Origin of the sequence: Alicyclobacillus sp. TC, assembly GCF_016804365.1 — a bacterium.
Classification (GTDB): Bacteria; Bacillota; Bacilli; order Alicyclobacillales; family Alicyclobacillaceae; genus Alicyclobacillus_I; species Alicyclobacillus_I tolerans.
On the sequence record NZ_CP044434.1, the window covers coordinates 2,329,260 to 2,347,192 of the forward strand.

Genomic DNA, 17,933 nt, shown 5'->3' on the forward strand with positions numbered 1-17,933 from the left:
CCTAGTGCAACACGGCGATTGAGTGACTTTTTGGAACAGCAGCAGTTTCTATTGAGCTTTGCTCCGTCAACAATGCGTATAGTCCACCTGCTGCTACCAATTCTTCATGCGTACCCGATTCGACAAGACGTCCTTTTTCAAGTACCAAAATACGATGAGCATGACGAATGGTGGACAGACGATGGGCAATGACAAGTGTCGTGCGTTGCTTTGCAACTTCCATCAGTCCATGTTGAACCAGTTCTTCTGTCTGACTATCCAGATTGGCTGTAGCTTCATCCAAAATTAAAATACGCGGATTCAAAGCAACAATACGCGCGAAAGAGAGCAACTGTCGCTCGCCCATTGACAAATTCGCACCCTTACCTACAAGCGGCGTATCGTATCCTTCCGGCATCCGTTCAATAAGACGATGCGCTCCGACTCGCTCGGCTGCTGCAACCACCTCTTCACGTGAAATGTCTTTACGGAAAAGTCGGATATTGTCTAGTACCGTTCCAGCAAATAGATTGACTTCTTGCTGCACGATCCCGATAATAGCGTGCAAATCAGCTTGGGTATAGTGACGCACGTCTCTCCCATCAATGGTGATACGTCCTTCCTGCGGTTCATAAAACCTTGTCAACAAACTCATGATTGAACTCTTACCCGCCCCCGTTGGACCAACAACGCCAATAAATTGACCGGGATCGACCGTAAAAGAAATATCATGCAGCACGGGCAATTCCGGATGATAGCCAAATGTCACATGCTCAAACTGAATTTTCCCGGCCACCGCGTGCCAGTCAGCTAAAGGGGTTGCTTCAGTAAGATCAACAATCTCTGGCTGCAACGCAAAAATACGGCCAATACGGTCAGCAGCTACCATGGCCGATTGCAAAGTATTCCATTGTTGAGTCATTGAGTTGATGGGTTGAAAAAATTGTCGAATGTAAGAGATGAATGCATATAGTGTTCCAAACAAAATCGCATGGTGCAACACCGCACCACCGCCAAACCAAACTACAGCAGCGACAGCGACATTGCCTACAAGTTCTAATACCCGGTTAAAGAACACGGAAGTCCGATACTCGCGAACGTTTGCTTGTCGATGCAGTGTGTTGAGCCGCTCGAAATTTTCTGCCTGCCTTGATTCCTGATGAAAAATTTGAATGATACGCATACCCGCCAAGTTCTCGGCTAAAAAAGCCACAATATTGGAGAGACGAGTGCGGGTAGCCTGGTAGGCTTGACGCAATCGATTTCGAAAAGCAAAAGATATGGCAAACAACACTGGCAATATGATCATGGAAAAAGCAGCGATTCGCACGTTTAGCTCAAACATGGCAATGATAATCATGACAATGGAGAGTCCGTCGCGCATCATGGAGAGTGCAAAATTCGTAAAAAATTGACTTACAGTTTCCGTATCACTACTCACGTTGGTCACCAAACGACCAATGGCGTTGGTATCAAAAAAACGCATAGACTGACGCTCAATATGACGGAATAATTGCAGACGAATTTCACGTATAATACTCTGCCCTGTATATTGAAGGAGAAGAATCTGTGAAAAATTTGCCACCACGCCAAGAACCACAATCCCAACATAAATAGCTGTGATATGATAAAGTCCCTGCCAATTAGGCTGCGAAACAGCAATATCTTTATCAATAGCCACTTTGACCAGATAAGGTTGCATCACACTAGTTGCATTAAAAATAATGACAAGCAGCAGAACCAGCAAAAAATGACCCAGATAAGGTTTGGCAAACGGCAACAAACGCAATAAACTCCCCATACCGCTCGTATTCGCCTTTTTCTTGCTCATCCTACCGCCTCCTCTTCCTCCTGCAGTCTGTACATTTGCGCATAGATACCATCCGCTGCAAGAAGCGACTCGTGTGTACCTTGTTCTACTACCCGCCCCTCATCCAGCACAAGAATGTGATCAGCATGGCGTACAGCCGAGAGTCTGTGAGCAATGATGATGTTGGTTTGCCCTCTCCTGCGCTCGGTAAGTTCGGCTAGAATACTTTTTTCCGTATGCATGTCTACCGCTGAGAGAGCGTCATCCAGAATGAGCACCGGAGCACGTTTGAGCAGAGCACGAGCAATCGCTGTCCGCTGTTTTTGACCGCCAGAAAGAGTGACACCGCGTTCTCCAATGACCGTTTCAAATCCTTTAGGAAAATCCATAACATCTTCATAAATTGCTGCCGCACGCGCGGCAGCATGCACTTCCTCATCAGATGCTTCACTATCACCAAAGCGAATGTTGTCCGCTATCGTGGTTGAAAAGAGAAATCCGTCTTGAGGTACATAGGAAATGGCTTCACGCAAAGCTTCCAAGGAAAGTTGGCGTACATCAACACCGTCTAGAAAGACCGTGCCCGACGGCGGATCGAAAATACGCGGAATCAGGTTAACCAGTGTTGTTTTGCCCGATCCGGTACGTCCAACAATGCCGAGTGTGCGTCCAGCGGGCAGATGAAAATCAATTTCGTAGAGCGTGGGTTCATCGGCATCAGCATACTGAAAGGCTGGCAAATGGACGTGAATCTCCCCGCGAACCTCTTCTAACGCTTGCGGTTCTGGAGGTGACTGAATTTCTGGTTTCTCACCCAACAAAATGGAAAGGCGCAATAGCGACGCGGAAGCGCGTTGAAAATTGTTAATCACAAAACCGATTTGTTGCAAAGGTTGAATCAACATGGTTAGATACAGCGTGAAAGCAACAAAAGAACCGAGTGGAATTTGCCGGGTCAAGGCCAACCAGCCTCCATACAGCAATGCAATGGCAAACGCAATAGACCCCATTAAAGGAATCATGGACTGAAACGTTGCTGAACGTGTGAACATTGTCATTTGCCGACGTACAATCTCTTCTACACGTTTGCGAAATCGTTCTTCTTCTATCTCTTCATTTCCAGTTGCTTTAATGAGACGAATGGCTGCCAAACTTTCTTCAGTGAGTTCTGCCATATCGGAAAGTCCTTCCTGGACATGGCGAGAAGCGATGCGCACCTTGGGTCCAAACCAGACAATAAAGAGCGGCACAAAAACAAGTGGAATGAGGGAAAGGAGTGTCAATTTGACTGAAACCGTGCGAAACGTCATATAGAGTGTGGCGATCAATAAAAAGACTGCATTCGTAAGAATATTCAGGCCGCCGGACAATGCTTCGCGAACTTGGCGCACGTCTGTCATAGCATGATTGAGCAGGTCACCAATACTGCGATGTCGAAAATATGTAGTCGAAAGCAATTCCCAGTGCAAAAAGAGACGTTTTCGCAACAGATATTCAAACTGGCGTCCGAGCGCCCCGTTCCAAAGCTGTCCAATTCCATATAGAATCACGTAAGCTATGCCAACCAGCGCCAGCAAAATCGCATAGTGGAGAAGAAGCCGGTTGGTCATTTTACCTGCCTGTAAAGCGTCAGTAAATTGTCCAAGCAAATTAGGGAATTGAACTGTGATAAACTCCGATATTATGATGGAGAGCAACGATAAGCTGTAGGAGCCTTTATGTTCAAGCAGAAACTGCCAGAGCAGCTTCCTTGGATTCATAACAATCGACCTTTCTCGCTTAGGGTGCCGTAAATGCAGCCACAAGCCCAATGCTTTCGGTTTATATCATAAACTTCCACAAAATATAAAAACACGTTCTCATATCTTTACGAATCATAGATTAAACTTTTCGTCTGACGAAAATATTCTTAATTCATTGTAGTCGAAAACAGAGGTGTCAACAAGCGTGAAAAAAGAGAAAAAAAACTATCATACAGCGGCTCGCGAAGCTCGCCAGGAACAAATACTCGATTGGCTCAGCCAACTCGAAAAACCTCTCTCCGGCCAAGAACTAGCCAATCGTCTGGATGTTACGCGCCAGGTGATTGTCCATGATATTGCTCTGCTGAAATCGTCTGGCTATCCTATTTTATCCACAGCACGCGGATACATGCTTATGAAAGAAGAACTGTCCAGTAAACATGTCCTTCTTCTGGAAGTCTTCCATCGTCCAGATCAAACTGCTTCTGAGCTCTACATTTTGGTCGATCACGGTGTGGCTGTACTTGACGTGCAAGTGGCTCATCCTCTTTATGGAACACTGAGCGGTACACTCGATTTGCAATCCCGTAAAGATGTCGAACATTTTCTTCAACAAGCTAAAAATACACAAGCTGTTTTTCTTTCTTCTCTTACGGACGGTTGGCATTTTCACACAGTACATGTACCATCCAAAAAAAGGCTTCAAGAAGCGATATCCGCTTTGGCTGACCAGGGCATTGAAGCTCATCTTGCCAATGGCTTGAATAAACGCTCTCCTTTAATGCGTTCGTAAACCTAATATTTCCCTTTTTGAAAAATTAGTGAGAATCAAAAAATCACTTTACAAAACCCTCTTTTCATGTGTATATACATGTGTAATTATTTTTTGGACGATTTTTTTGGGGGGAATTGTCATTGGCTGTTCGTCAACATACAGTTCGTTATCAACGTCAATTACAGATTGAACCTTATGGCGTGGAAGTTATACCTCAAGAGGAACGACAGAAAAACAGTTGGAGCCAGTTGACACTTTGGTTTGGCTGTAATTTAACGATTGCCGATTTTGCGCTCGGTTTTCTACCCGTTTCTCTTGGTCTGCCGTTGTGGGCTACATTGGCAGCTTTGCTTCTTGGAAACGTGGTTGGGTCCTTGCTTGTAGGTGCCCTGGCGAGTATGGGGCCTAAATATGGTTTGCCCCAACTTGTGATTGGACGTTTCTCGTTTGGAATTAAAGGAGAATATTTGCCAGCCGCTTTTAATTTTCTTTCCACTGTAGGATGGTTTGCAGTCAACAATATATTGGGTACCTTCGGATTACAAACCCTTCTGCCCGGTATACCTTTTTTCATTCTTTCTTTAGGTCTTGTGGTCATACAAGGTGTGGTGGCCATTCTCGGCCACCACTTCATCCATATTTATGAGCGCATAATGAGCATCGTTTTAGGTGTTCTATTTTTGGTTGTTTCTGTGCGGCTTGTTCAACATAGTTCTGTTTTTTTCAGCTATCATCCGCATCCTTCCAACGTATGGCCATTGTTTGCCATCATGGCGGCAGCTACCTTTTCATACGTAGGAAGTTGGGCGCCTTACGCCTCGGACTACAGTCGATATCTCAAAAACGACACATCTTCTGCAAGGATTGTCAGTTTTGCCGCCATAGGCAATTTTCTCTCCAGTTTTTGGTTGGAGTTGGTGGGTCTGGGTGTTGCTTTGCTGGCTAAAAACAGCAGCAACAGTATTGCTGCATTGCACAGTGTCATGGGTTCTTTTGGAGACTTGGCGGTCATTGCCATTATTCTTGGCGGCACAGCTGCTGATGCACTCAATCTTTATTCCAACGCCCTATCTGCTTTAGCTATAGATATTCGTTTGCCAAGAAGCGTCATGACCGTCATTACCTGTTTGCTCGGGCTAATTCTTTCCTGGATTGGCGCTGGTAGTTTTGAAAATAATTACGAAAACTTCCTGCTGCTGTTGGGCTATTGGATTACGCCTTGGGTTGGCGTACTACTGGCTGATTTCTGGAAAAATCAATTTCAAACTCGGACGGTGACATCTCTCCGCCTGTCCCGTTTACTTGCATTTATCATCGGTATTTTAGTTTCTATTCCATTTATGTCAAGCAGTCTCTATGAAGGACCGATTGCCAAAGCTTTGGGTGGAACCGATTTGACGTTTATTGTTGGATTTTTAGTTGCATTTACTCTCACTTGGTTTTTACCTAAAGAAAGCTAAGCAATATTAGGCATCAACCAACCAACAGCAGCGTAGAGCACTGTAGAAATACCAGCCAACCAAACGGCTACCTTTGTTTTGTAATTGGCGTAATCCATGACCGGCAACTTGGTGACAGTTGACATGGCTACTGTGTTGTCGCTGAGCGGTGAAGCAAAGCCGCCAAATGTTCCACTGGCAAATACTGCTCCAGCAATCAGCGGCAGGTGGCCAACACCATGTTGAGCAATTGCAAAACCAAGCGGCATCAACATAGCCCAAGCGCCAAACGAGGAACCAATAAAATACGAAATGACACAACCTATAACAAAAAGTGCCGGAACCAACAATGCAACAGGTACAAAATGGGATATTTCCCTCTGCGTGTATTGCGCAAAACCGAGATCGGACGAAATGGCGGAAACACCCCAAACAAAGATAAGCAGAACGTTGACAGACATCATTTCATTACCGCCAGACATAAATCCAAACATGATGCGATCTATGCCTAGCCCTTTAATTAGATAATAAATAGAACTTACTACCAAGGTCACAACTAGGGCTTCCAGCATTGCCAACGAGGCATTGGCATGTAAAAAGGCATTAAAGATATTGGTGGCTTGCGCTCGACCACTCCACCATGTAAAGAAGAAAGTCAAGGCAAGAAGAAGTACAAGTGGCAAAACCAGATTGAGAGCATCTGGCTTAATTTCATCGGAAGCTAGTTCCAAGGCGTCTGGAAAGGCACGAGATTTCCCGGATTGACTAGCTTCTCCCAGTTCCCCAACTTGCCCTACCTCTGCATGTGCAGCACGCGACGCACGGTGAGCCATTTGCATCTGTTGCTCCGTTAAACGCCAGCGCAAATGGCGATGAATAGGTTTGTGATTGTGAGGTGTGTCCCCATCCGCTGTTGCTGGTTTTGGCTTTCGAAACGAAACAAATAGTCCATAAAGGAGGGCAATCCAAGAGAAGAAATTAAACGGTAAAGATTCGAGCAGGAGTTGAAACGGTCGCAATCCTCCTGCTGAAGCATGATGCAACGAAGTTGAAAGCAGGCCAATCATATAGCCAACAAAAACTGTACCTATTGGAATGACTGCAATAAACGGTGTTGCGGTCAAATCAATCATAAAAGCAGAGCGCATTACTGAAACACCTAATTTTTTCATCACGCCGCGCATGACAGGAGCTATGGCGACAATACGAAAATCTGGCGCCATGAAGGTAAAAAATGCGGTCAACCAAGTAATTCCGTATCCACCTCGAGCTGTATGGATACGTTTTCCCATCCAATTAGCGAATCCCTGTACACCACCTGTGACACGCACCAAACCGACAAAACTGCCAAATCCGAATAAAAACAGCAAGAGATTGGCATTGTTTGGCACAACCACTTGTTGAACAATCGTACCAATTGCACCTTTGAGCCCTCCTACAAAGGTGGGATGAAGCATGTAGGAACCCACCAGAAGGCCAACAATAAGTCCGGGAATAACTTGCCGACTGATGAGCGCAATAGGGATGACAATCAAAAAGGGTATCAGCGAAAAGATTGTCGCATACAAATGCATAAAAATTCCTCCTGCGTTCAATGTTCCGTTTCATTACGTAACATTTCACACAAGAGAAATCTCATACAGTTTTTTAAGAAAATATTTTATTTTTTTCGTACAACCTGGACACCAAACAATCTCGGCAGCAGATAGATTCCTGCAACACCCACGAGTACGTAAACAACGCGACTAAATAGATTCCCATAATCAGCAAATACAGAATTCCCAACCGCTTGAACCAAATCAAATTGAAAAAGTCCTACCAACAACCAATTGATGGCTCCAATGACCACCAGCCACCATGCGGCTCTTTCCACATCAGCCACCTCCCTTTGTCCTCTACATATGCCTGTCTGTGCCCACTTAGACCAAGCAATGTCGAAGCGTGTCTGGTCATCTGACCTCTTGCAGCTTTTGAATGGTTTGCCAAACCTCTTTTGCAGTTGTGAGCATAGGTTCTCCAGCATTCAAGCCGTCCGATAGTCGAATGCCTTCTGACTTTGGCACATACCAAATCGCCTGCAAGCCGGCCTTTCTTGCCCCTATCACGTCTCCCCCATAGTTATCTCCAATCATCAACAAGCGTTCGACAGGTGAACCCAAACGAAGACTGACTTGTCGATAGATAAGTGGATCTGGTTTTGCTGGCCCAATTTCTTCTGAGACAAAGACAGCTTCTGGATGAAAGTAGGATTCTAAGCCAGCTAGTTTTAATTTTCTTCTCACGACATCGGACGATCCGTTGGAGAGGATGGCCAGCGGAAATTCTTTACTCACTTGAGCCAGAAGCTCTTCTGCTTCGGGTAAAGGACGTGTATACTCATCAAGGGCCTTATCTAGTAAACGTTGAAATTGTTCGACTTCCTCAGCCTTCGGTTGTTTTGCAAAGGCATGCCAAGTTCTAAGAAAACGCTCACGTCGGAGTTGATCAATCGTTATCCGACGTGCATCAAACTCCTTCCATAATAACTCATGGTGACGAAAAAATTCTTCCATCCAATGATCTGGGATTTGGTGACCATAGAGTTGTCGAAGGACTTCTGGCAAACCTGCTGTGTACTGTAGTGATGTATCAATCAGAGTATGATCGAGATCAAACAAAACTGTATGAAATAATGGATTGACTGTCATCAATGATTGCTCCTTCCCATAGCACGTTGGATAAGGTTGTATTTTAAATATGCATAGAAAGCAGGGAATTTTTTGCGCTCACCAGCTTCCAATTACGTTACCACAAGCTTGGCAAGCATTCAGTGGCTTGGCTTTATGTTTGCGAATACTGTTGTTATTCCTCTATCTGTGGGAGCAGCATTTCATCTCACACATGGTGCCATCAGCGGGATGTTGGCTCGTAGTTTCATGTTTACGGGTCTTGCATGTCTTTTACAAGCCTGGATAGGTCACAAGTTACCTATTATGGAAGGTCAAAGTGGACTTTGGTGGGGAATTGTCCTTAATTTAGCCAATCTAGGGGCTGCTTCTGGGCTATCGCTTGCTGAAATCGGCGGAAGTCTGGAAGTGGGCATGATACTAGGTGGATTACTGATTATCCTGCTTGGAGTCCTGGGAGCCTATCGGTATTTAAATCAGTTATTTCGTCCCATTGTGATGGCGGTACTACTGATTCTGCTCTCGGCTCAATTAATCGATGTATTCTTTCGCGGCATGCTTGGTTTAGACAGCGGCCCTGTAATCCAACCAGATATTTTACTTTTTTCCATGATTCTAATGTTCTTTGTTGCTGGAATGAGTTTATTTGCACGTGGTTTTGTGGCCAACATCAGTATTCTCTTTGGGCTAGTCGTGGGCTGGCTTGCTTACGTCATTTTGTTTGGGGAAAACAAAGAGTCTATTGCCCCTAGTTTTGGCCATATAGGTCAATGGTTTGCTCTTGGCAACCCACACTTTCAAATCAGTTTAGTAATTGCTGGAGTCGTTACCGCGTTGCTCAATACTACAAACACCATTGCAACGCTGCGTGCTTCAGAAGGCTTGTTTAGGCAAGAAGCAACCAAGCAACAAATGAGAAGATCATTTATTCTAACAGGATTATATACGATGCTTTCCGGCCCACTCGCACTCATTCCGTATGCGCCTTACACTTCTGCAATAGGTTTTTTGCGAGCAACACGTGTACTAGACCGCAAACCGTTTATCATAGCTGCCCTCCTCTTTATGATCATAGGCGTATTCCCTGCTCTTGCTGGTTTCCTTTCAACCTTACCCATTGCTGTTGGTGATGCTGTTCTCTTTGTTGCATATCTTCAAATTTTTGGTGCTGCCCTAATAAATGTCCAAGGTTTCACTTTTAATGCTATGAACACATTTCGACTGGCCTTTCCAACTCTGTTGGGGCTTGCTATCATGACCTTGCCAAGCCATAGTTTTTCTAGCCTGCCCATGATGCTCCAGGTACTACTCTCTAATGGTATGCTGTTAGGTATTCTTATAGCTGTTGTCACTGAAAATTGTATCCCTTGGAAAACAGAAAAACAGGGGCTGTCCCAAAAGTCATCGTAGATGACTGAGGGATAGCCCCTTTGGTGTAAACAAAAAGAAATCGCCTTTTGGTAAAATGGAAGTGTGAGCAACCAAAACACCAAAGGAGCGATTTCTTTGTTTATTGAGTATAACATGGATCAGCAATACCTCCCAATGGATTTGGAGTTAGACATTCCCCCTGGTCACATCTCTCGGGTGGTAAACACAGCCGTTAACCGCCTAGATGACACCATTTTTAAAACGGCTTACCCTGGCGGCGGTCGGGATAGTTACCATCCCAAAATGATGACCAAAATTGTGATTTATGCCTATACACAACGTATATATTCCTCTCGCCAAATCGCCAAAGCTGTTCGAGAGAACGTACCGTTCATGTGGTTAGCTGGAAGACAAACACCGGACTTCCGGACGATTAACAGATTCAGAACGGAACGCATGAAGGACGTTTTGGAGAAAATCTTCACCGGCGTACTAGAACTACTGGTTGAAGAGGGATACGTCAAGCTGGAGAACTACTTTGTTGACGGCACGAAGATTGAAGCCAACGCGAATCGATACACATTTGTCTGGGGAAAGGCTGTTGCCAAGCATAAAGCTCGACTTCAGGAGAACGTGAAAACACTCTTTTCCAACATAGAGGAATTGGAACGACAAGAGGAGCTTGAGCATAGTGGTGATGACTTACTTGAGTTGGGTGAGTCCTCGCAGTTGACCAGTGAAAAGCTGGAGCAGGCTGTACAAAATCTAGAAGCTCGACTACAAGAAAGACCGAAGGACAAGCCGCTTCGGCGAAGTGTACGCCAAATTCGTCGGGATCTTCTGCCTCGCCTACAGAAGTACGAATCGCAAGAACAGACACTTGGTGACCGGAATAGCTTCAGTAAAACTGACCCGGATGCTACGTTTATGAGAATGAAAGAAGACCATATGAAAAATGGACAATTAAAGCCAGGTTACAATGTTCAAATAGGTACGGAAAACCAGTTTATTTTGGGGTATACCCTACACCAGCGTCCAACGGATACAAGATGCCTGATCCCACATCTAAAACAGGTAAAAGACCGTCTAGGCAAACTTCCAAGAACAATTATTGCAGATGCAGGATACGGTGGCGAAGAGAATTACGCGTATCTCGAAAAAGAAGAACTTGATGGCGTTGTAAAGTACAACACATTTCACAAAGAGCAGTCTAAGACGTGGAAGAATGACCCAAGCCGAGTTGAGAATTGGCACTACGATGCTGAGCAGGATGTATGGACGTGTTTGAATGGACGAAAGCTGACATTTTGGGGGCAAAGCAACAGAAACACTGATAATGGATACCAGACACAGCTACGAACATACCGAAGCGAGAACTGTGAAGGGTGTTTACTTCGGGAACGTTGTACAAAGTCCGCTGGTAATAGGGAAATTCGAGTGAGCCTGCAGTATCTGCTCTACAAGCAGCAAGCAGCCGAACGACTTAAGAGTCCAGAAGGAAGGGACTTAGCCATACGGCGAATGACTGAAGTGGAGAGCGTATTTGGACAGATAAAGAACAACCGTGGATTCAGACGATTCCTACTCCGAAACCTGCCCAAGGTTACCATGGAAGTTGGGTGGATTTCACTTGCCCACAATTTGTTGAAGAAAGCCGCGATTGACGAAATGAGGCACAGGGTTGGATGAGGAGATCTCATCCTTTTCTAAACCTCCAATGAAAAATCCCCAACCACAAACGAAGGGGCTGCCCGTCAGCGGTTTTCAACCGCTTTTGGGACAGCCCCATAGAAATCATAGGGATTTCTTGGTGATTTCTTGATTCAGCTTATTGATACTGAATTCTAGGATCAATCACTGCGTAGAGAACATCTGACAATAGATTGCCCAAAATGGTTACTACTCCGAGAAAGAACGTAACACCCATGATGATAGGATAGTCACGGGACATGATAGCGTTCCAGTACAAGAGACCCATTCCCGGATAGTTGAAAATTTCTTCTACAAACAAAGCACCACTTAACAGAGCAGGCAGTGAGAGACCTAACAGCGTAATCAACGGAATGATGGAATTACGCAGTGCATGAATGAAAAGCACACGAAACTCGCGAGCGCCCTTCATACGGGCAGTACGAACATAATCTTGAAGTAACGCTTCACGCATAGACGACCGCATAAAACGAGCCCAACCGGCAACAGAAACCAGGAACAGCGAAGCAACTGGAAGAACTAAGTGATGCAGAAAATCCGCGAAACTTGGATTCGTAGCTTGAGGATTTACGATGCCTCCAGAGGGAAACCAAGGTAAATCGATGGCAAAAAAGATAATCAACAGAATAGCCAGCCAGAAAGATGGCATAGAATAAAAGAAGTAGTTGATGACGGTAACTACTTGATCAAAAATTGTATCTTGGAAATATGCCTGTACGGCGCCAAGAAATACTGCGAATATGTGAGCAAACATGACAGAGACGACGACAATCACCAAAGTATGAGGAATCGCTTGCAAAACTAGCGTAACAACAGGCTTATCGTAAACATAGGAGTATCCAAAGTTGCCATGCAAAATATTCCACAACCAAATCAGAAACTGTTGCCACAATGGCTTGTTTAAGCCTAACTGTTTTGTAAGTGCCGCTGCGCGAGCCACCGTATAACGGTTACCCAACAAAATACGCACTGGATTACCAGGAACAATGTGTATCATAATGAACGAAATCAGAGAGATGCCTATTAAAGTGGGGATCAGCTCTAAAATTCGCCGCAATATATATTTGAGCATCCATTATCCTCCTCGTTTCATTTTTTCCGAACGGTAGAGACGGGAAACGCGCTTAACGTTGACGCGTTTCCACTGCACCGCGAAGACCGTCACCAATAAGATTGATGGAGACTTGAGAAATTAGAATACATAGTCCTGGCGGGTAAATCATCCACCACGCGTTCTGGAACATATAGTTCAACGAGTCGGACAGCATACTACCCCAATTTGGTGCCGGGGGTGGCAATCCAAGACCCAGAAAACTCAAACCTGCCATAGCTAAAATGGAATCAGCAATACTCAATGTTGCAGCCACTAAAATCGTACCAATAAAATTCGGTAGCATATATCGGAACATCACGCGCCCAACCCGCGCACCAAGTGCTTTGGCAGCTTCCACATAGACCATGTTTTTGAGCGCCAATACTTCCCCGCGCGCTAGTCGGCTAACGCCAAGCCATGAGGTGGAGGCAAGCACGAGAATCATGATCCAAATGTTAGGTTGAAAAACAACGTTTAAGAATAGCAATATAAAAATGGATGGTATTGCCAAAATCACATCCACTATACGCATCATGAGTGAGTCGACCCAACCACCAGCCAGTCCGCTAACCATTCCGTAAAACGTACCAAAAATCATCGTAACGATAGCTGCTGCGAAACCAACTTCTAATGATGACTGCCCGCCTACCATAAGTTGGGCCAAAATATTGTGGCCAAGACTATCCGTTCCAAGTGGAAAACGGGCGGATGGTCCCTGCACTGTGTAAAGCAAGTGAGTGGCAATCGCACTTTTGCGATAAACCAATGGACCCACAAAAGAGAATAGAACAAGGAACAACAGTAAAAATACTCCTAGTTTGGTGGTACCTGACCTCCAAAAGCGTTTCATAAAACCAGGGCGTTCATAGACGACTTGTTCTTGCTGTAACTCTTCTTCTTGAAAAATCGTTGAGTTGAGCATAGGACCTCCTTTCGCTTGTTATCTGCTGCGGGCGGTGATGACCTGCCGCCCGCAAGCCTACAAGCCGCACTATTTTGCTAGTGCGAGATTCTTGTTATTTAGAGGACACCCACCAATAATTCATTTGCGGATAACCCGTTACTGGATTAGAGTATGTGTTTACATCGTGTACGTTTGCAGCAGTAACCGTCAAGCTAGCAGGGTTATCTGTGAAAATGACTGGCAGTTGTTGTGCAACATAATTTTCATAATTAAAGAGAGCCTGAATAGATTGTTGCTGCGTCGGATACGGCTGGTGTGTCGCTTTAATCAAGGTATCCATTTCTGGATTGCTATAGCCTCCGCTGTTCAATCCTCCACCGGTTCCAAAAATTTCGCCACCTGTCGGATAAGAACCACCATAAATGATACCTTGACCTGCAGCCAAATCCCACTGATTCGCATCTTTTGGATTAGAGATTACACTTTCCAGTGTGGAGAACGGCATAGATTTAAGCGTTACATCAATACCTTCCTTCGCCCAATCTTCTTTTAAGAGTTCAACTTGGTCATCCGTCGAAGTTGTACCACCAGAATAAATCATCAGAAATTTCATCTGTTGTCCATTCTTCGTCATGATGCCATTCACTTCGTGCCAGCCATGCTCTTCAAGCAATTTTTTACCCGCTTCAATATTGAATGGATATAGAGGTTTTAACAATTCCGGCGATGTGAACGCTGTGTCAGGTTGAGGAGGCAACGGCCCATATTGAGATTCAGCGAAACCTTTATAGATATACTGATTCATGGACTGTTGGTCTTCACCCATCATCAAAGCTTCACGCACATACAAATGTTTAAAGATACTGGCTGATTTCGATCCCGAGTTCATATTAGGCATCTCATCAAAGAAGGAAAGGCTGTAGGAAGGCGTGATTTTATCACCCATCGAAGTCAATGCAGATTTAGCTCCCAATTGACTTTGATCAATGTAACCGACATTAACCGTTCCTGTTTTAAGTGCTGCAAATTCCGCTGCATTTGAACCTTCATACGTAAAAATCAATTTATCAACCAGAGACTTGTGGCCAGAATACGCTGTGTTAGGCACCAAGGTCCACGATTGATTGGAAACTGCATTTTGTAACTTAAATGGACCATCGACAACTGTATCAAAATTCGGATTCGTGCCGTTCTGACCCAAATACTTAATTTCTTGCGTCATATTGTTTGGATATTTGTTAAGGACTTTAGCCGGAAGTGGTACCAACTGCGACAACCCGTTATAAATAAACCACTGCTGGTTAGCTGGCTGTTTTAAGGTCACTGTAAATTCATAAGGACCATTGGCCACAACACTTTGTACTCCATTCGGTATATCGCCAACCCCTGCATTCACATAGGGCCAAGGAGCTGGTGCATTGGGAGCTGAGATAGCCTTGATAACATTCCAGCTAAATAGAACATCACTGGAGGTCACAGGTTGACCATTTGACCATTTCCATTTCGGATTTAAATAGACGTGATAGACGGTTCCTTTGTTGTTGTATTGGATTTTATCCGCAACTGAAGAACTATAATTGATTTTATAGTTGGAACCAATCCATATCAGTGGTTTATACAACATGTCAATCATTTGAAAATTATACAAACTATCATAGCTTGAATTCACTAAAGGAAAATACCAGTTTAAGTCGGTCTGCGGCGGAAGCGCAACTGTAATCGTTCCGCCTTTTTGCGGCGTCAATTGCGACGTCGATGACGTGCTGTTGGATGAGTTGGACGTGTTATTCGTAGATGTACCGCATCCTGTCACGAGCAATGCTGTGCCAGCTGCCATTGCAACGACTGCAGAAACAGATTTTTTCAACTTCAAATTGGAAACCCCCTTTTTTCTGCTATGCATCTGAACGCGAGTCTCACAACGCCCAAGTAAAAGCGTGCAGGTGACTGAAAGTACGCCGTGTTCATGCACTCATCCCATCGTCGTTGCATTCCATAGTTGCCGGCATGAGCCACGTCCTACGCATCCCCCCTTTCTCGGCATGGACTCCATTACCATTAAACCAAATGGCAGGCAACCATATGATTATGCTTTGCTTCACGCCACTCAGGAACTTTTTCGCGACAAACGTCCTGTGCAAGCGGGCAACGCGTATGAAAGACACAACCCTTTGGAGGGTTAGCTGGGCTTGGTAAATCTCCTTGCAGGATAATACGCTCTCGTTTCACACGCGGATTTGGAATCGGCACAGCCGACAAGAGCGCGCGCGTGTATGGATGAAGCGGATCGGCAAACAAATCGTTGGAGGATGCAAGCTCCATCATACGCCCGAGATACATAACCAGAATTCGATTACTGATGTGTTTCACTACGGATAAATCATGCGCCACAAAGATATAGGTGAGATTAAAATCCTGCTGCAAATCTTCCAATAAGTTAATAACCTGCGATTGAACGGATACATCAAGGGCAGCAACCGGTTCATCAAGAATCATCAGCTTTGGATTCAGAACCAAGGCACGAGCAATACCGATACGTTGGCGCTGTCCGCCGGAAAATTCATGCGGGAATCGACTGGAATAAGACGGATCCAGTCCAACACGCTCTAACATTGACTGCACACGTTGTTTGCGCGCCGTTGAGTTGTGCAAATGGTGTATTTCCATAGGTTCAGACAATGTCTGCCCAATCGTGTAGCGAGGATTGAGTGACGCATATGGATCTTGAAATACAATTTGCATCTCACGACGCATATCGCGCATCTGAGATTTACTCAGCTTCATGATATCTTTACCTTGAAAGTGAATCTGTCCGCTGGTTGGCTCTACAAGACGGAGCAAACTCCGACCCATGGTTGATTTACCGCAACCGGACTCACCAACAACACCAAGCGTCTCACCCGCATACACTGTAAGATCTATACCGTCAACAGCGCGAACATAACCGGCAGTGCGACGGATAAAACCCTTACGGATGGGGAAGTGCTTTTTTAGATTTTTAACTTCGAGTAACACTTCGCTCATCGTTTACGCCTCCTTCGCTTCATTCAGCCAGCATCGCGACAAGTGTTCCGCATTATCCACCTGAAAAAATCCGGGTTGTTGAGCGCGGCAGCGATCACTTGCATGCATGCAGCGTGGCGAAAAACGACAACCTTTAGGCATACGCGTAATCGGCGGTACATTTCCTTCAATCGGTTGCAAACGTTGTTTTTGCTCTGCATCAATTTTCGGAATCGCATTAAGCAATCCACGCGTATAAGGATGTTGTGGATTGAAAAAGATATCATCAACACTGCCTTGCTCAACAATCTGACCCGCATACATAACAGCAACGCGATCGCACATCTCAGCCACCACACCCAAGTCGTGCGTAATGAGGAGGATGGATGTTCCTAAATCCTTAGAAATCCCCTTCATGAGTTCAAGAATTTGCGCCTGAATAGTCACGTCAAGCGCTGTAGTTGGTTCGTCAGCAATCAATAATTTAGGATTACACGCCATAGCAATGGCAATCATGATACGCTGACGCATACCGCCAGAAAGTTGGTGTGGATATTCGTCCATGATATCTTCCGGTCTGGGAATTCCAACTTTTTTTAGCATTTCCAATGATTGTTGAAAAGCTTCGCGTGGTGAGATATCCTTATGAAGCAACAAGGTTTCGGAAATTTGAGCGCCGATTTTATAAACCGGGTTCAATGATGTCATGGGTTCCTGAAAAATCATGCTGATCTCGTTACCACGAATATCACGCATATCTCTCTCCGGCAACTCCAGCAAATTCTTGCCTTGGTATTCAATTTTGCCAGTAACCCGAGCGGATTGTGTGAGCAGGCGAACAAGCGCTAAAGATGTCACACTTTTTCCGCAACCAGATTCACCGACGAGCCCCAGCGTCTCTCCTGGCTCAATTTTAAAGGAAACGTCGCGCACAGCGTGGAAGTAATTTCCTTCCATGTTGAACTCGACGTTCAACGACTCCACATTTAATACGCTATTAGCCAATGCGCTACTCACTCCTGTGCTACAATCTGTGATTGCAGAAAAATCAGGAAGCCTTTGTTATGGCAAAGACAACCTGTTTTCAGATTGCAAGAACTTTGCCACCTAACCCTGCTCCATTCCGCAATCTTGAATATCAAATCTTTTCTTATTTTCAAAGGCTGGCGAAAGCACCTGTTTCCCAACAATCTATTACACTTCCAATCCGGAAGCTGCTTGTCGAATTGACTCTACTTTCGCAACCATTTCTTCTTGAATGGGGACATTGTATATTGTGTTAACTATATTGTAAAGAAGATGTCATGCTTTCTGAACAGTGAATTTTTACCTGAAAACAAGAAAAAACTTTGATTTTATAAGGTTTTTAAGGATTTTTCGGGTCTTCAGTTGTATCTAAGAATCCTCTTAAAATTATTATGGAGGCGCTTTCATTTGTTAA

Annotated in this window: 14 protein-coding genes; 4 read left to right on the forward strand and 10 right to left on the reverse strand. The window is 44.8% G+C overall.

Annotated elements, in window-relative coordinates:
* Position 1: 1 nt before the first annotated feature.
* Together FY534_RS11515 and FY534_RS11520 are read right to left on the reverse strand one after the other, a co-directional pair.
* On the reverse strand, positions 2–1,810 hold the full coding sequence (locus FY534_RS11515; protein ID WP_203114621.1) for an ABC transporter ATP-binding protein: 1,809 nt from the start codon (positions 1,808–1,810) through the stop codon (positions 2–4).
* On the reverse strand, positions 1,807–3,549 hold the full coding sequence (locus tag FY534_RS11520; protein ID WP_203114622.1) for an ABC transporter ATP-binding protein: 1,743 nt from the start codon (positions 3,547–3,549) through the stop codon (positions 1,807–1,809). The genes FY534_RS11515 and FY534_RS11520 overlap by 4 nt, the downstream gene beginning before the upstream one ends.
* Before the next feature lie 187 nt (positions 3,550–3,736).
* Between FY534_RS11520 and FY534_RS11525 the strand changes: the two genes are divergently transcribed.
* Entirely contained in the window at positions 3,737–4,324 is a 588-nt protein-coding gene (locus tag FY534_RS11525; protein ID WP_203114623.1) for a transcription repressor NadR, read from the forward strand.
* Positions 4,325–4,446: 122 nt separating this feature from the next.
* Positions 4,447–5,766 carry a purine-cytosine permease family protein gene (locus FY534_RS11530; protein ID WP_203114624.1) on the forward strand — a complete coding sequence of 440 codons (1,320 nt, stop codon included), beginning with the start codon at positions 4,447–4,449 and terminating at the stop codon, positions 5,764–5,766.
* Here the strand turns inward: FY534_RS11530 and FY534_RS11535 are convergent.
* The 3 genes from FY534_RS11535 to FY534_RS11545 form a co-directional block, all read right to left on the reverse strand.
* Positions 5,763–7,319 (reverse strand): Na+/H+ antiporter NhaC family protein, encoded by a 1,557-nt coding sequence (locus tag FY534_RS11535; RefSeq protein WP_238413535.1) that lies wholly within the window; start codon positions 7,317–7,319, stop codon positions 5,763–5,765. The two genes, FY534_RS11530 and FY534_RS11535, sit on opposite strands and share 4 nt — an antisense overlap.
* Positions 7,320–7,405: 86 nt before the next feature.
* Entirely contained in the window at positions 7,406–7,618 is a 213-nt protein-coding gene (locus FY534_RS14735) for a DUF378 domain-containing protein (protein ID WP_072875041.1), read from the reverse strand.
* 76 nt (positions 7,619–7,694) lie between these two features.
* On the reverse strand, positions 7,695–8,432 hold the full coding sequence (locus FY534_RS11545) for an HAD family hydrolase (RefSeq protein WP_203114626.1): 738 nt from the start codon (positions 8,430–8,432) through the stop codon (positions 7,695–7,697).
* A 72-nt stretch (positions 8,433–8,504) separates the two neighbouring features.
* On the opposite strand from FY534_RS11545, the gene FY534_RS11550 reads away from it, so the two are divergent.
* Positions 8,505–9,821 carry a uracil/xanthine transporter gene (locus tag FY534_RS11550; RefSeq protein WP_203114627.1) on the forward strand — a complete coding sequence of 439 codons (1,317 nt, stop codon included), beginning with the start codon at positions 8,505–8,507 and terminating at the stop codon, positions 9,819–9,821.
* A 96-nt stretch (positions 9,822–9,917) separates the two neighbouring features.
* Positions 9,918–11,471, forward strand: coding sequence for an IS1182 family transposase (locus FY534_RS11555; RefSeq protein ID WP_203115601.1), 1,554 nt, complete (start codon positions 9,918–9,920; stop codon positions 11,469–11,471).
* 139 nt (positions 11,472–11,610) lie between these two features.
* Here FY534_RS11555 and FY534_RS11560 read toward each other — a convergent pair whose 3' ends face one another.
* From FY534_RS11560 to FY534_RS11580, 5 genes are all read right to left on the reverse strand, one after another.
* The gene (locus FY534_RS11560) at positions 11,611–12,564 is read right to left on the reverse strand and encodes an ABC transporter permease (RefSeq protein ID WP_203114628.1); all 954 of its coding nucleotides are present in this window, start codon (positions 12,562–12,564) and stop codon (positions 11,611–11,613) included.
* A 52-nt stretch (positions 12,565–12,616) separates the two neighbouring features.
* On the reverse strand, positions 12,617–13,507 hold the full coding sequence (locus tag FY534_RS11565; protein WP_072875045.1) for an ABC transporter permease: 891 nt from the start codon (positions 13,505–13,507) through the stop codon (positions 12,617–12,619).
* Positions 13,508–13,601: 94 nt separating this feature from the next.
* Positions 13,602–15,362 carry a peptide ABC transporter substrate-binding protein gene (locus FY534_RS11570; RefSeq protein WP_238413536.1) on the reverse strand — a complete coding sequence of 587 codons (1,761 nt, stop codon included), beginning with the start codon at positions 15,360–15,362 and terminating at the stop codon, positions 13,602–13,604.
* Positions 15,363–15,547: 185 nt separating this feature from the next.
* Positions 15,548–16,513: an ABC transporter ATP-binding protein gene (locus tag FY534_RS11575; RefSeq protein WP_072875046.1), complete on the reverse strand. Its 966-nt coding sequence runs from the start codon at positions 16,511–16,513 to the stop codon at positions 15,548–15,550.
* A 3-nt stretch (positions 16,514–16,516) separates the two neighbouring features.
* Positions 16,517–17,497 (reverse strand): ABC transporter ATP-binding protein, encoded by a 981-nt coding sequence (locus tag FY534_RS11580; RefSeq protein ID WP_370541532.1) that lies wholly within the window; start codon positions 17,495–17,497, stop codon positions 16,517–16,519.
* Positions 17,498–17,933 lie beyond the last annotated feature (436 nt).

Coding starts and splice junctions, on each gene's coding strand:
- FY534_RS11515 (WP_203114621.1), bottom strand. CDS start 1,810: ATGAGCAAGAAAAAGGCGAATACGAGCGGTATGGGGAGTTTATTGCGT.
- FY534_RS11520 (WP_203114622.1), bottom strand. CDS start 3,549: ATGAATCCAAGGAAGCTGCTCTGGCAGTTTCTGCTTGAACATAAAGGC.
- FY534_RS11535 (WP_238413535.1), bottom strand. CDS start 7,319: ATGCATTTGTATGCGACAATCTTTTCGCTGATACCCTTTTTGATTGTC.
- FY534_RS11545 (WP_203114626.1), bottom strand. CDS start 8,432: ATGACAGTCAATCCATTATTTCATACAGTTTTGTTTGATCTCGATCAT.
- FY534_RS11560 (WP_203114628.1), bottom strand. CDS start 12,564: ATGCTCAAATATATATTGCGGCGAATTTTAGAGCTGATCCCCACTTTA.
- FY534_RS11565 (WP_072875045.1), bottom strand. CDS start 13,507: ATGCTCAACTCAACGATTTTTCAAGAAGAAGAGTTACAGCAAGAACAA.
- FY534_RS11575 (WP_072875046.1), bottom strand. CDS start 16,513: ATGAGCGAAGTGTTACTCGAAGTTAAAAATCTAAAAAAGCACTTCCCC.